General features: G+C 48.1%; 10 protein-coding genes and 2 pseudogenes. 2 read left to right on the top strand and 10 right to left on the bottom strand.

All coding sequences use genetic code 11. The features are described 5' to 3' along the window. The first annotated feature begins 122 nt into the window (after positions 1-122). Both clpB and ACTHSQ_RS04310 read left to right on the top strand, forming a co-directional pair. A complete protein-coding gene (gene clpB, locus ACTHSQ_RS04315) occupies positions 123-2,696 on the top strand; it encodes an ATP-dependent chaperone ClpB (RefSeq protein ID WP_440371297.1) in 2,574 nt (857 codons plus the stop codon). Between the two features lie 232 nt (positions 2,697-2,928). Further along, the gene (locus ACTHSQ_RS04310; RefSeq protein WP_440371296.1) at positions 2,929-4,917 is read left to right on the top strand and encodes a site-specific recombinase; all 1,989 of its coding nucleotides are present in this window, start codon (positions 2,929-2,931) and stop codon (positions 4,915-4,917) included. Positions 4,918-4,982: 65 nt separating this feature from the next. Here the strand turns inward: ACTHSQ_RS04310 and clpP are convergent, their stop codons facing one another. From clpP to ACTHSQ_RS04260, 10 genes and pseudogenes are all read right to left on the bottom strand, one after another. Continuing rightward, the gene (gene clpP, locus ACTHSQ_RS04305) at positions 4,983-5,603 is read right to left on the bottom strand and encodes an ATP-dependent Clp endopeptidase proteolytic subunit ClpP (RefSeq protein WP_049352273.1); all 621 of its coding nucleotides are present in this window, start codon (positions 5,601-5,603) and stop codon (positions 4,983-4,985) included. A 90-nt stretch (positions 5,604-5,693) separates the two neighbouring features. Beyond that, positions 5,694-7,004 carry a trigger factor gene (gene tig / locus ACTHSQ_RS04300; RefSeq protein WP_440371295.1) on the bottom strand — a complete coding sequence of 437 codons (1,311 nt, stop codon included), beginning with the start codon at positions 7,002-7,004 and terminating at the stop codon, positions 5,694-5,696. A 192-nt stretch (positions 7,005-7,196) separates the two neighbouring features. After that, positions 7,197-8,840: pseudogene (locus ACTHSQ_RS04295) on the bottom strand (DNA translocase FtsK); the annotation flags it as partial. Positions 8,841-8,938: 98 nt separating this feature from the next. Further along, positions 8,939-9,641, bottom strand: a pseudogene (locus ACTHSQ_RS04290) (DNA translocase FtsK 4TM domain-containing protein); the annotation flags it as partial. Between the two features lie 188 nt (positions 9,642-9,829). Further along, positions 9,830-10,381 (bottom strand): hypothetical protein, encoded by a 552-nt coding sequence (locus tag ACTHSQ_RS04285; protein WP_440371294.1) that lies wholly within the window; start codon positions 10,379-10,381, stop codon positions 9,830-9,832. Between the two features lie 36 nt (positions 10,382-10,417). Beyond that, positions 10,418-10,771, bottom strand: coding sequence for a nucleolar protein (locus ACTHSQ_RS04280; RefSeq protein WP_440371293.1), 354 nt, complete (start codon positions 10,769-10,771; stop codon positions 10,418-10,420). A gap of 47 nt (positions 10,772-10,818) precedes the next feature. Beyond that, complete coding sequence (locus ACTHSQ_RS04275) at positions 10,819-12,738, bottom strand: ATP-binding cassette domain-containing protein (RefSeq protein WP_440371292.1); 1,920 nt, start codon at positions 12,736-12,738, stop codon at positions 10,819-10,821. A gap of 171 nt (positions 12,739-12,909) precedes the next feature. Then, a complete protein-coding gene (locus ACTHSQ_RS04270) occupies positions 12,910-13,677 on the bottom strand; it encodes an amino acid ABC transporter ATP-binding protein (RefSeq protein ID WP_107810991.1) in 768 nt (255 codons plus the stop codon). Positions 13,678-13,686: 9 nt separating this feature from the next. Then, positions 13,687-14,403, bottom strand: coding sequence for an amino acid ABC transporter permease (locus tag ACTHSQ_RS04265; RefSeq protein ID WP_191620639.1), 717 nt, complete (start codon positions 14,401-14,403; stop codon positions 13,687-13,689). Beyond that, complete coding sequence (locus tag ACTHSQ_RS04260; RefSeq protein WP_154953645.1) at positions 14,393-15,217, bottom strand: amino acid ABC transporter substrate-binding protein; 825 nt, start codon at positions 15,215-15,217, stop codon at positions 14,393-14,395. The genes ACTHSQ_RS04265 and ACTHSQ_RS04260 overlap by 11 nt, the downstream gene beginning before the upstream one ends. Between the last annotated feature and the right edge of the window lie 19 nt (positions 15,218-15,236).

Below are 15,236 nucleotides of genomic sequence, written 5' to 3'. Positions count from 1 at the left end.
AGAAAATTATATAAATCAATAATATAATAAAAATTATTGATTAATGGAGTAAATGGCTATTGAGTTATCCACATTTGCGCTTATATAGGCTCTAACAGAATATATTTGAAGAGGAACGTAAAATGAGATTTGATAAATTGACTGCCAAATTTCAGCAAGCTCTGCAAGAAGGTCAAAGTTTGGCTTTGGCTGCGGACAGCAGCTACCTTGAAGCCGGCTTTATTTTAAAAGCGTTGCTTGATGATCAAAACAGTGGTGCTGCTGCGTTGCTGGCTCATGCAGGTGTGAATGTGCCTCAAGTAAAACAACGTTTGCAGCAACATTTGAGCAGCTTGCCAAAAGTATCCGGTCAAGGTGGCGATATTATGCCTAGCCGTGAGCTACAAGCTGTATTGAACTTGATGGACAAGGCTGCAACCAAACGCGGTGATGCCTATATCGCCAGCGAACTTTTCCTGCTGGCTTTGGTTCAGCAGAATGATGCTACCGGCAAAATTTTGAAAGAAGCCGGTGCGACCGAACAAAATATCAATGCCGCAATCGATGCGGTACGAGGAGGACAAAACGTGAACGATGCGAATGCCGAAGACCAACGAGATGCTTTGAAAAAATACACACTTGATCTGACTCAACGCGCCCGTGATGGTAAGCTCGACCCTGTTATCGGTCGTGATGATGAAATTCGTCGTGCGATTCAAGTATTGCAACGCCGTACCAAAAACAACCCTGTGCTGATTGGTGAGCCAGGTGTGGGTAAAACCGCTATTGTTGAAGGCTTGGCGCAACGTATTGTTAACGGCGAAGTACCTGAATCTCTGCGTAACAAACGCCTTTTGGTTTTGGATTTGGCGGCTTTGATTGCCGGTGCAAAATACCGTGGTGAATTTGAAGAACGCTTGAAAGGCGTGTTGAACGACTTGGCTAAAGACGATGGCAACACTCTGATTTTCATCGACGAAATCCATACTTTGGTTGGTGCAGGTAAAACCGATGGCGCAATGGATGCGGGTAATATGTTGAAACCGGCTTTGGCGCGCGGCGAACTGCACTGCATCGGCGCAACCACCTTGGACGAATACCGTCAGTACATCGAAAAAGATGCGGCACTCGAACGCCGTTTCCAAAAAGTATTGGTTGGCGAGCCAAGTGTGGAAGATACCATTGCTATTCTGCGCGGTTTGCAAGAGCGTTATGAAATCCACCACGGCATCGATATTACTGACCCTGCTATCGTTGCCGCAGCGGAATTGAGCGACCGTTATATTACCGACCGCTTCCTGCCTGATAAAGCGATTGATTTGATTGACGAAGCAGCCAGTCGTATCAAAATGGAGCTGGACAGCAAACCTGAGCAAATGGATAAACTTGACCGTCGCATTATTCAGCTCAAAATGGAAAAAATGCACGTTGCCAAAGAAAGCGACGACGCCAGCAAAAAACGTTTGGAACTGATAGACGAGGAAATCGACGGCCTGCAAAAAGAATACGCCGATTTAGACGAAATCTGGAAAGCCGAAAAAGCCGCGTCTTCCAGCACTGCCGACATCAAGAAACAGATGGACGACATCAAAGTCAAAATCGAGCAGGCCAAACGCCAAGGCGACTTCGCCCGCGCGTCCGAACTCGAATACGGCGAGTTGCCGAAATTGGGTGCGCAGTTGCAGGCAGCGGAAAGCAACCCCGACGGCAAAAAACAAAACAAACTTTTCCGTACCGAAGTCGGCGCGGATGAAGTGGCAGAGATCGTATCGCGCATGACAGGCATCCCAGTGTCCAAAATGATGGAAGGCGAACGCGACAAGCTGCTGAAAATGGAAGAAGTATTGCACCGCCGCGTGGTCGGTCAAGACGAAGCCGTGCGCGCCGTGTCCGACGCCATCCGCCGCAGCCGCTCTGGTCTTGCCGATCCGAACAAGCCTTACGGCAGCTTCCTGTTCCTAGGCCCAACCGGCGTGGGTAAAACCGAATTGTGTAAGGCATTGGCGGGCTTCCTGTTCGACAGCGAAGACCACCTCATCCGTATCGACATGTCTGAATACATGGAAAAACACGCCGTTGCCCGTCTAATCGGCGCGCCTCCGGGCTATGTCGGCTACGAAGAGGGCGGCTACCTGACCGAACAAGTCCGCCGCAAACCGTACAGCGTGATTCTTTTGGACGAAGTGGAAAAAGCCCATCCCGACGTGTTCAACATCCTGCTGCAAGTGTTGGATGACGGTCGTTTGACCGACGGGCAAGGCCGCACCGTGGACTTCAAAAACACCGTCATCGTCATGACTTCCAACATCGGCAGCCAGCACATCCAACAAATGGGTACGCAGGATTACGAAGCCGTGAAAGAAGCGGTGATGGAAGAAGTGAAAGCCTACTTCCGCCCCGAGATGATCAACCGTATCGACGAAGTGGTCGTGTTCCACGGTTTGGATCAAGCCAATATCCGCAGCATTGCGAAAATCCAGCTTAAAGGTTTGGAAAAACGTTTGGAAGCACAACATCTGCATCTAAAAGTCGATGATGCTGCCTTGGATCTGATTGCTAAAGCCGGTTTTGATCCTGTATATGGTGCCCGTCCGCTCAAACGCGCCATCCAGTCAGAAATCGAAAATACGCTGGCAAAAGCATTGCTTGAAGGAAAATATGCACCTGATAGCATAATCCATGTTAAAGAAGAGGGTGGCAAGCTCTTGTTTGCATAAGGTTAAAACAATGTAGTATGCTGTTGTAAAAGGCCGTCTGAAAGAATTCAGACGGCCTTTCCTAATTATTGATTCACATCATATATTTATTATGTAATTTGATTATTCATTGAATTTTAGAGAATATTAATTGAAAATCTTGTGCCATGGGTTGATAAAGAATGAGATATAATCCGACCTGTTTGCCGAGGTTCTTGTTAAATATCTCATTTTATGTAATAATACTACTAAAATGCAAAAACTGACTAATCAAAATCTTCATATTATTTTGTCGGAACGCTTAAATGATACCGATTTTGTTCTTATTCTCAATGCATTAATCAAATTTTTGCGCCGAGGAGGCAAAAAACAGGCTTCCGAACGTTTCGATTTGATTTTATCTACTTTAAAACAAGACGATGCTTTATGCCGTCAATTCAGCCTGCGCTTCTATGCCTGGTTGTCTAAAGTTCACATCTATCCTGCGCTGATTAAGCTGGGTATTTTCTCGCGCCATAGTTTTACTCGGGAAATGGGCATACGGATTTACGAACGTTTCAGCCCGTCTTATAAAGATTTTTCTAATCTGCGCGAAGTATTTTTATATCTTTTTCATTCGAAAAACGATGATAAATGGTTGCAAACCCTGAGTTTGCGCCAATGGTTGAGCATGTATGAATTGTTGCTGGGTAAAGCGGATCCTGCTTTGCTTCAGATGGCCAGCCGACAGTTGGCAGATGCCCGTTTGCGAGCGGTAGAAATGCTGTCTATTTGGATTGCTTCCGAAGCGATTGAGCCGGATTTAATACGGATTGCCCCCCGTTTGTTGGAGGCGGATTCGGCATTTGTTGCCTTACAACGTGAAATTGCAAAATTGGTGGAACACTATCGCCACAGTGAAGAAACTTACGATACGGCGCACTTGGAGGTCATGTTTGACCAGTGCGACAAGCAAATTGAGTATCTGCGTCGTAGAGGGACTGGGGCAGGGTCTGGTTCGTCAGTAAAAGTGGCGCACTTGTTGGAGCGCCTGCAACAAACCATTAGTCGTCTGAAACTGTTGACCAATATTCAAATTGAAACCGGCAGCCGTACCCGCTTAACCATCAATCTGATGAATGCGATGATTTATGCGGCGGTAGAGCAATACAGTACCAGCCACTTGCGTAAAAGCAGTATCCGAATGCTGGCGCGCAGTATTACGGAAAACAAAAGTCATCATGGTGAGCATTACATTACGCGCAACCGTAGCGAATATTTCAAAATGTTTTATTCTGCAGCAGGTGGCGGCGTAATTATTGCTTTGATGGCATTGAATAAAATCCATATTGCGTCTTTGGGGTTCGGCGAGTTTACTACTTCATTCCTTGCCGGACTTAACTATGGCTTAGGCTTTATGCTGATTCATATGCTGCACTGCACCGTTGCGACTAAGCAGCCTGCCATGACAGCGGCGAGCTTTGCCGAGCAGGTGGACTCAAATGAAGGCAGTAAAGCGGTGGACAATAAATTGGCAAAACTGCTGATTGACGTGTGTCGTTCGCAAAGTGTGGCCGTGTTTGGTAATGTATCGATTGCCGTATTGTTGGCGGCTGGGATCGCTTGGGGTTATGCCTACACGCATGGCCAGCCTTTATTGAATGAGGTGGTTACAGCCTACCAGCTTAAATCTATTGAGATTTTTACTCAGCCAACCTTATGGTATGCCGCTATTGCCGGTGTATGGTTGTTTTGTTCGGGGATTATTGCCGGCTTCTTTGATAACCGTTCCGATTATCTGAACCTGCGTCAGCGCCTACCGTTTAATCCGTTTTTACGAAAAATCATGCGTCCGCAGCCGCGTCGCCGTTTGGCCGCTTATATTCATAAGCATTACGGCTCGCTTATGGGCAATTTTATTTTCGGTATGCTCTTGGGGATGACCGGCTATTTTGGCCATCTTTTCGGCTTGCCGCTGGATATTCGCCATGTGGCTTTCTCTTCGGCAAACTTGGGTTATGCCGCGATTAGCGGTCATGCAGATATATTCACTTTTATACTTGGCTTGGCAAGTGTATTGGCAATCGGTATGGTGAATCTGGTGGTCAGTTTTTCTTTGGCTTTGGCTGTTGCGCTTCGTTCTCGCGGTACGCGTTTGGGCAGTATGCGTAATCTTCTGAAGAGCTTCTGGAGTCAAGTGAAAGCCAATCCTTTGATTTTGCTGTATCCGGTTCAAGTGAATAACAAAGAAAATACGAAGTAAGATTGAAGAAAGGCCGTCTGAATATATATTTTTCAGACGGCCTTTTGATTTAAAACCGATAAAGGTTAGGCTTGCAGAGAGGCGCGGTTTTCCAAAACTTGGTCAATCAAACCATATTCTTTAGCTTCATCAGCAGACATATAATTGTCGCGGTCGGTATCGCGTTCCAAGTCGGCCAAATCGCGATCACAATGTTTGGCGAGTAAGCGGTTCAGTTTCTCTTTGATTTTCAGCAGCTCTTTAGCGTGAATTTCAATATCGGAGGCCTGACCGGCCAAGCCGCCGCTGATGAGCGGTTGGTGAATCATGATGCGGCTGTTTGGCAGGGCAAAGCGTTTGCCTTTTTCGCCTGCGGACAACAGGAATGCGCCCATGCTTGCCGCTTGGCCCAAGCATAAAGTAGAAACATGAGGCTTGATGAAGTTCATGGTGTCGTAAATCGACATACCGGCAGTAACCGAACCGCCCGGAGAGTTGATATAGAAGAAGATATCTTTATCAGGGTTTTCGCTCTCCAAGAACAGTAATTGCGCAACAACCAAGTTGGCTGAATCGTCTGTCACCGGGCCGACTAAGAAAACGATGCGCTCTTTCAAAAGGCGTGAGTAGATGTCGAATGCGCGCTCGCCGCGACCGCTTTGTTCGATAACGGTAGGGACAAGGTAATTATTGAAATCGAAGGACATTTTTGTCTCCTGTTAATGATGGAAAAGCACCAAAGCCATTTAAAGCGCTTCGGTGCTTTTGATTGTCTGTTTCAGACGGCCTTAGAGCAATTAAGCTTGTGCGCCCATTACTTCGTCAAAAGACAGCGCTTTTTCGGTTACTTTAGCTTTGCTCAGAACGAAATCAACAACGTTGCTTTCTACTGCCAAAGAAGTCGGGCCTTGCAGGCGGGAAGGCTCTGCGTAGTACCAGTCGATAACTTCTTGAGGGTCTTCGTAGCTTTCAGCGAAGTTGGCAACAACGGCTTTGATTTGGTCTTCAGTTGGCTCAAGTTTGTTTTCTTCGACCAATTTAGCCAAAATCAGACCCAAAGAAACGCGGCGTTCTGCTTGTTCTTTGAACATATCCAAAGGCAGATCCAAGTTTGCAGCGTCAGCCATGCCTTGGTTAACGAAGTTTTGTTTCATTTCGTTTGCCAAGCGGGCCGCTTCTTCGTTGACCAAAGCAACAGGAACTTGCAAGTCAGTCGCTTTGAGCAGGGCGTTCATGACAGATTCTTTGGTTTGTTCACCGATGCGGCGCTCAACTTCGCGGCCAACGTTTTTCTTCACTTCTTCACGCATTTTGGCAACGTCGCCGTCTTCAATACCCAAAGCTTTAGCGAAGTCTGCGTTAACTTCAGGCAAAGTAGCTTCAGAAACATTGTTCAGAGTGATGGTGAATACGGCAGATTTACCGGCAACATCTTTACCGTGGTAGTCTTCAGGGAAGTTTACGGTAACATCTTTGCTTTCGCCGGCTTTCATGCCGACAACACCGGCTTCGAATTCAGGCAGCATTTGGCCTGCGCCCAATACGAAAGCGTAGTTTTTAGACGCGCCGCCAGCGAAAGGTTCGCCGTCGATTTTGCCTTCAAAGTCGATGATGACGCGGTCGCCGTTTTGGGCTTCGCGGTCAACATGGTTGAAGCGGGTGCGTTGTTTGCGCAGGATTTCTACAGTTTGGTCAACTTCGGCATCACCAACAGTCGCAGTAACTTTTTCTACCTCTTGGGCAGACAGGTCGCCAATAGTTACTTCAGGGAAAACTTCAAAAATAGCGGCAACTTTGAAAGACTCTTGATCGTCTTGTTCTTCAACGGCTTCAAAGCGTGGGTAACCGGCAACTTTCAATTCTTGAGCAACGGCAACTTCGTAGAATTCGCGTTGTACCAATTCGTTGATAACGTCGTTTTGTGCGCTTGCGCCGTACATTTGGGCAATCATTTTGAACGGTGCTTTACCCGGACGGAAGCCGTCAATTTTTGCACGGCGTTGGGTTTGTTTCAGTTTTTTCTCAGTTTCTGCGTTGATTTTGGACCAAGGCAGAGACAATACTACTTTGCGTTCCAGATTTTCTAAAGTTTCAACAGTTACGCTCATCGTAAGCCCTTAAATTTGTTGTGTTTAAACGGTTATCCTTATGCTCAGTATCCCGAAGAATTTCGGAAGCGTGCATAAGGTCAAAATTTAGCTGCTTAGTATAACACAATGTTTCACGAATAACATAAAAAGGCCGTCTGAAAAGTGGGAAATTCTTTTCAGACGGCCTTTGCGTTTCGATATTATTGTTTTTTACAGCTGGTCTTTTTGTGCCAGAATCCGTCGGCTGCCGTTGATGTCTGCCGGAGAGAGAACACCGGCATTTTCAAGCGCATCTATCAAATTGGCGGCACGGTTGTAGCCGATGCGCAATTGGCGTTGGAGTGCGGAAATGGAAGTCTTGCGGCTCTCCAATACGAAGGCAACGGCTTGATCGAATAGCTCATCGCTGTTTGCGTTCGGATTGACAATATTGGTGGTTTCGATGGCCGCTTCGCCACTGAGCAGGCCTTCAACATAATTGGTCGGAGCCTGTTCTTTGACGAAATTGACGACTTGATGTACTTCATCATCAGAAACAAATGCACCCTGCAGGCGTGTCGGTTCTGCGCTGCCCGGTTGCAGGAATAACGAGTCGCCGTATTTGAGCAATTCATCTGCACCCATTTGGTCAAGAATGGTGCGGCTGTCGATTTTACTTTGTACGGTAAAGGCCATGCGGGTAGGAATGTTGGCTTTAATCAGGCCGGTAACCACGTCGACACTCGGGCGTTGGGTGGCGACAATCATGTGAATGCCTGCTGCACGCGCTTTTTGGGCAAGGCGTGCGATTTGCTGCTCAACGGATTTGCGTTCGGTCATCATCAAGTCAGCCAACTCATCGATAACGACCACAATCAACGGCAGTTTTTCCAGAGGCTCAGGATCATCAGGATTTAAGCTGAACGGATTGAGTAATGGCTTGCCTGCCGCTTTGGCTTGTTCAACTTTTTGGTTGAAACCGTCCAAATTACGCACGCCGGCATGGGAAAGCAGGCGATAACGTTTTTCCATTTCGGCAACGCACCAGTTCAATGCTTGTCCCGCCTCGCGCATATCGGTCACAACCGGGCAGAGCAGGTGTGGAATGCCGTCGTAAATGCTCAATTCCAGCATTTTCGGGTCAATCATAATGAAACGGACCTCGTCAGGCGTGGCTTTGAAGAGCATGGACATAATCATGCCGTTCACGCCGACAGATTTGCCAGAGCCGGTCATGCCTGCGACCAAAAGGTGCGGCATTTTTGCCAAGTCACCGACAACGGGCGTACCCGCAATATCTTTACCCAAGGCAACAGTCAGTTTGGACTTGGCGTCGGTAAATACGGGTGAAGAGAGGATTTCGCTCAACATGACGTCTTGGCGTTTCTCATTGGGCAATTCAATGCCCATGGTGTTTTTACCGGCAATGGTTTCTACGATACGTACCGCTTGCAGAGACATCGAGCGCGCCAAATCTTTGGACAGGGCGACAATTTGGCTGCCTTTGACACCTTGTGCCGGTTCGATTTCGTAGCGGGTAATCACGGGGCCGGAAGTGGCGGAAACAACCTGTACGCCGATGCCGAATTCAGCCAGCTTGGCTTCAATTAATTCTGCGGTCTGTTGCAATTCATCCGGATTGACGGCAACCGGTTCTTCAGACGGCATACGCAACAGGTTCATGTTGGGCTTGTGATATTCGCCGTTGTTTTTAGGTTCAGTATCGTCAAACAGGGAAGTTTGGATTTTAGGAGGCGGCGCAACGGATACGGCAACGGTTTTACGGTTGCTGCTGCTGCCTGCCAACGGAGCAACCGGAGTGGCGGTAATGGTTTTGGCCTCTTTAACCATGCGGCGCGTATTTTGAGTTTCCAAAGCTTCGGTGCGGATATCTTCTTTTTTATTTTGGAATTGAGACAGTTTTTTCATCAAATTGCCAAACAGACCGCCCATATGGCTGCCGGATTTGGCCATGACTTCCAACCATGACACCTGAGCCAGCAGGGAAATGGATAAAAGCAACATTACGAGCATAATTAACAGACTGCCCGATTTGCCCAACAGCCAAGCCAAGCCTGAACCGGCCAACAAGCCGACTAAGCCGCCCGCACCGACGGGAAGGGATTCGCTCAATGCATTGTCAAACAGGAAATGTTCGATAATCGGGCTGCACACCAGCAGGAGAAACAATGCCAAAGCGGCTACGCCGTGATTGTAGGGCTTGTGGTTTTCCTGCTTTTTCATGGGGCGGAAATTTTTGTAGAGAAAAACGCAAGAGGCGGCTATCCACCACCAAAACGATAAGCCGAACAGATAATATCCGACATCGGAAAGATATGCGCCGAAGAGGCCGCCGAGGTTGGCGACATCACTGCTTTTGGGAACGCTGCGTGACCATGCAGGGTCGTCCATGCTGAAGCTGGCCAGGGAAATGGCCAGATAAATGGTGATAACCAAGCCAAACAGCCATAAAGCATCATTAATCAAGTTGACGACATGCTCGGGACGCGCTTTTTTTTCTTCGTTTTTTTGCAGCTCTTTGGCGGCTTTCAGGCGTTGAGAGACTTTATTGTCGGCTAGAGTTTGTGCTTTGGTGGATTTGCGTGTGGTCGGTTTGGCTGCCGGTTTGGTAGAGACGCGTTTTTTTGTTTGGGTTTTAGAAGATTTTGCAGTCATGAGATAAAGGCCGTCTGAAAAGACCGGAGGTAATGTGCGTAAAGGGCAAATTATACCGTATTTACTAGGCACAAGAAATTGAAACGGGCGTAATCATTATAGGATTCAGGCCGTCTGTTTGGCGCGACGAAAATTTTGGATTTCGTGTCTACCTGTTCAGACGGCCTGATGTTTTGATCGATTTGGACTTACATTCTGCCCAGTTCACGTTGGAGGGCTTGAATGTTTTTCTCCCTATCCAAAACCGCACCTTGCAATGTACTGATGGCCTGTTGATTGACGCTACCGCCTTTGGCTGTCCGCGCTTGGCTCAGTTGCTTTTTGGCATCGGCCAAAGCCGCGCGTTCATTGGATAACTCGGTTTCCAAAATAGAGCGGCGGCTGTTGACGCCGGAGGATTTTGGAACCGGAGGAGGAGCCGTTTCAGAAGCAGTACGGACAGGGGCAGGTTTGGGTGTTGCCTTATGGTTGGATTTTGCAGCCGTATTTTTGCTTTTTGCCGGAGCCGTTTGTGATGTCGGTGCATCGAGTGTCGGCGCATCACTAACCGGAGTGTCGTATCGGCTGCTGCTGTATTTGCCGACAATCGGTAAATCATTGACGGCTTGGCAGTTGCCGCTTGGACGCGAGGTATAGACAATCGAGCCGTTGACTTCACAGGTGTAGATTTTTGCGGCGTGGGCTTGGCTGTTGAAAACAGCAAGCGGCAGCAGGGATAGGGTAAGCAGATATTTTTTCATGATTCAGGTAGGGCTGATTCGTTGCAGTTGAGCATTTTATTCTTGTTCAGACGGCATGGGCTGCTGTTTTTTAGCTTTTGCACTGTTTTTGTTTTTGCTCGGTTTGTCGGCTTTTTTCTCTTGTTTATCGGATTTTTCCACGCGTGCCTTTTTCTTAGGCTTTGCACTTGCACGTTCATCAGAGGCATTGAGACTGCGGATGTTGAGATGGTAACCGCTGCCTTGATGGCCGCTGATTTTAGGCAATTCGGCCTGTGCGCAGGAGGATTTGGGTTCGGAAGTATAGCTGCCGTTGCTGCAGGAATAAACTGCAGCGGCTGCGCGAAGAGAAATGCTCAAGACGAAAGAGGATACGAGGAAGTATCCGGCTTGTTTGATGGTTGAAGTCATGTTTTTCCGTATTGTGTTTTATTTCAGACGGCCTGATAGCTCTATTTTTATTGGGAAAACTCGGCTTCGACATCAACTTGGATTTGCTCAAGCTCTTCCTGCCATTGCAGCCAGTTTTCTTCCAGTTGCGTTAATTTTACTTTAGTTTCTGTTAATTGTGCGAGTGTCTCTTGTAATTTGGGTTTATTTTCTTCTGAATAAGCAGATTCTTGTGCCAAAAATGCTTCACAGGCCGTCTGAATATCAGTCAATCGTGCGATTTCTTTTTCGGCTTTGTCGATTTTCTGCTGAATCGGTTTGCTGCGTTTGGCTTTTTCCTGACGGATTTGTGCTTCTATGCGCTTTGTATCCTTACGGCTTTGGCTTTGTGCAGCTGCGGCGGGGGCAGCTGCTGCGTTTTCTTGTGCCAATCGCCATTGACGGTAGTCGTTCAAATCGCCGTCGAAGTTGTTCAGACGGCCTTTGTCGATAAGGAGGAAGCTGTCGGTAGTCGCTTCAAGCAGGCTGCGGTCGTGCGAAACGACAATCAATGCGCCTTGGAAACTTTGCAGGGCAAGTGTCAGGGCGTGGCGCATATCCAAGTCTAGGTGGTTGGTCGGCTCGTCAAGCAGGAGCAAATTAGGTTTTTGCCAGATAATCATGGCTAGGGCGAGCCGCGCTTTTTCGCCGCCGGAGAACGGTTCAGTCTTTTGAACCGCCATATCGCCGACAAAGTTGAAACCGCCTAAAAAGTTGCGGATTTCCTGTTCGCGGACTTCGGGCGAAAGCTGTTGGATATGCCAAACCGGACTTTGGTCGGCGCGTAAAGTATCCAGTTGATGTTGGGCAAAATAGCCGATATTGAGCTTTTCGGAGCGGACGATGCTGCCGGAAAGTAAATTGATTTCTCCTGCCAATGCTTTGATAAATGTAGATTTACCGCTGCCGTTAACGCCCAACAGGCCGTAACGTGCGCCGCTTTCCAGAGACAAGGTGATATCGTGCAAAACGGTATTGTCGCCATAACCTAAGTCGGCATGGTCAAGTTTCAACAATGGATTGGGCAGATGAGTCGGATTGGCAAACTCAAAGGAAAACTCGCTATCCAAATGTGCAGGGGCGATGCGTTCGAGCTTGGCTAATGCCTTCATGCGGCTTTGGGCTTGCACGGCTTTTGTGGCTTTGGCTTTGAAACGGTCGATAAAGGATTGCAGATGTTTGATTTGCGCCTGCTGTTTGACGTAGGCGGCTTGTTGTTGCGCCAAACGTTGAGCGCGTTCGGCTTGGTAGAAATCGTAATTGCCGCCGTATTGGGTCAGTTTTTGTTGCGACAGTTCGATGGTTTGCGTTGTGGTGGCATTCAAGAAGTCGCGGTCATGGGAGATGATGATTTGCGTACAGGACAGGGAGGCGAGATGGTTTTCCAGCCACAGTACGGTTTCTAAATCCAAGTGGTTGGTCGGTTCGTCTAAAAGCAGCAAATCAGCACGACAAATCAGCGCTTGGGCAAGGTTGAGGCGCATACGCCAGCCGCCGGAGAAGGATTTGACGGGGCGGGTATGTTCTTCTTGTGAGAAACCCAAGCCGTTAAGCAGTTTGGCGGCGCGTGCCGGAGCGGTATAGGCATCGATTTCTTCAAGTTTGGCGTGATATTCGGCTTGCTTCATGCCGTCGTTTTGCGCTTCTGTTTGGGCCAAGGCTGTCTGAAAAGCCTGCAATTCGGCATCGCCTTGTAAAACGTAGTCTAAAGCGGAAATATCTAAATCAGGCGTTTCTTGAGAGACGGAAGCCAGAAGCCATGTTTTGGGGATAAGGATTTCGCCGCCATCTTGAGTGATTTCACCTTTTATCAGCGCAAACAGGCTGGATTTTCCCGTACCGTTTTTACCGATTAATCCAACGCGTTGGCCGGGGTTGATTACGGCATCGGCTTTATCAAGCAGGACTTTCAAACCGCGTTGCAGGGTGAGTTTTTTAATTTCTATCATGATGGCAGGCAAGGGAATGAGTAAAACGAAAGGCGTTATTTTACCTGAAAAGATATATAAAAGGCCGTCTGAACAAGTATGAAGACGAAATCAACGATTTCTATTTCACTTATTCAGACGGCCTTTATGAAATGACAGCCGGAAATGCTTTCAAATTGTCTGTTGTTTTAATTAAATTTGAAGATCGGCATTGTCCGCACGGATTTGGCGCAGAAATTTTTGTGTCCGCTCATGTTTGGGATGATTGAACAAATCTTGCGGGCTGCCTTGTTCGACAATAACGCCGCCGTCCATCACGACAACGGTGGTTGCCACTTCCAAGGCGAATTTGATTTCATGCGTAACGACAACCATGGTCCAGCCTTCTTGTGCCAATTCCTTCATGGTATCCAAAACATCTTGTACCAATTCAGGGTCGAGCGCGGAAGTCGGCTCGTCAAACAGCATCAGTTCAGGCTGAATCGCCAATGCGCGGGCAATGCCGACGCGCTGCTGTTGACCGCCGGAAAGCTGGTAGGGGTAGAGGTCAATCTTATCGCCCAAACCGACTTTTTCAAGCAATTTGACAGCCTCTTCACGCGCTTTGGCGACAGGCTTGCCTTGTACGGCAACCGGCCCTTCCATGACGTTTTCCAACGCAGTTTTGTGCGGAAAGAGGTTGTATTGTTGGAACACCATGCCGGACTTGCGGCGCAGTGCCAAGATATCGTGTTTGCTTGGTTTTTTTGAAAAATCAATGCTTAACGGCTGCGCATTGTCAAACTCGATCTGACCTTGTTCAGGCATTTCTAAAGCATTTAAACAGCGTAAAAACGTAGTTTTGCCTGAGCCGGAAGGGCCTAAGATAACCACCACCTGTCCTTTGCCGACATCCAAATCGATGCCGCGCAAAATGGTATTTTCGCCAAAGGTCTTATGGATATTGCGGATTTTAATCATGACAACTCCTTATTTGGCGACATAGCGGTCGAAACGTTTTTCCAAACGCGCCTGAATCAGAAACAGCACTTTGCAGAAACACCAATAGACCAATGCGGCTTCGATATAAACCGGCAAGAAGTCATAAGTACGGTTTGCTGTCTCTTGAGCGACACGGAAAAGCTCCGTTACCGTTACCACTGCGGCAAGCGAGGTGTTTTTGAACAAGCCGATAAACTCGTTGCTTAAAGGCGGTACAGCAACGCGGAATGCCTGCGGTGCGACAATGCGGCGGAAAGTCTGCATATAGGTCATACCAATGGAGAAACCTGCTTCCCATTGGCCTTTAGGTACGGACAAAATTGCCGCGCGTATGGTTTCGGAAGCGTATGCGCCGACATTGAGCGAAAAGCCGATGATGGCGGCAGGAATCGGGTCGATATAGATGCCGACGGAAGGCAAACCATAGAATACGATGACCAACTGCACCAACAGCGGCGTACCACGAATGACGGAAATATAAAATTCAACCAGCTTCAGCAAGCATTTTTGGAAAATGCCGGCGGAGGGCATGATTCGCACCAAAGCAACGGCTACGGCAATAATCATGCCGATAACGAAAGAAGCGATCGCCAAAGGCAAAGATACTGCAAAGCCGGCTTTGACCATAGGCCAAAACGCGCTGATGAGCATATCAGCACGTGTTTCCGTCATAAACGGCAGAGAGGCAAGGAAATTATTTAACACTGATGTCTTTTCCGAAGAATTGTTCGCCTAGTTTTTTCAGCGTGCCGTCGGCTTTCAGTTCGTTGATTGCCGTGCTGAATTTCGCCACGACTTCGTCATTGCCTTTATTGACAATCAAGCCGGAACCGACTTTTTCATCGGCAGGCGCAGACCAAACGATTTTCACGCCCGCATTCGGGTTTTTCTTCAGATAGTCTAAAACTGCCAATTCATCGTTTAAAGTCGCATCCGCGCGTTTTTGTTCAATCAGGGTCAGCGATTGTGCCAAACCATCTACCGGTACGAGTTCTGCGCCTGCAGCTTTGGCTTTTTCTCCATAGTTACTGGTCAGGGATTGTGCGGTTTTCACGCCTTTGATGTCATCGATAGATTTGATGTTACTGTCTTTGCGGGCAACCAATACGGCACCGCTCCAGCTGTAAGGCTCGGATTTGTCAAAAGTCGCTTGACGCTCAGGGCTGGTCAGGCCGACTTGGTTGGCGACTACGTCAAAACGGCCGGCTTTCAAACCTGCCATCATGGAGTCCCATTGAGTTTCTTTAAATTCAACTTTGATGCCCAGTTTGTCGGCAACTGCGCGGGTTACTTCAACATCGTAGCCGGTCAATTTGCCGTCTTTGTCGTGGTAGGTGAATGGTGCGTAAGTACCTTCCGTACCGACAGTGATGGTACCTTTGTTGTTGATACGCTCAATCAGTGAACCGGAGGCCGCACCGGATTGTGCCGGAGCAGAAGAAGCTGAGTTGCTGCCTTCTCCGCCGCAAGCAGCCAAAACTACTGCAGCGATGCTGCCGAGTACGAATTTTTTCAACATGGATTTTTACTCCTGACTT

The sequence above is a fragment of the Neisseria sp. P0009.S008 genome (genome assembly GCF_051958615.1).
GTDB lineage: Bacteria > Pseudomonadota > Gammaproteobacteria > Burkholderiales > Neisseriaceae > Neisseria > Neisseria subflava.
The sequence above is the reverse complement of the archived record's forward strand: the minus strand, read 5'-3'. Positions and strand labels throughout refer to the sequence as shown.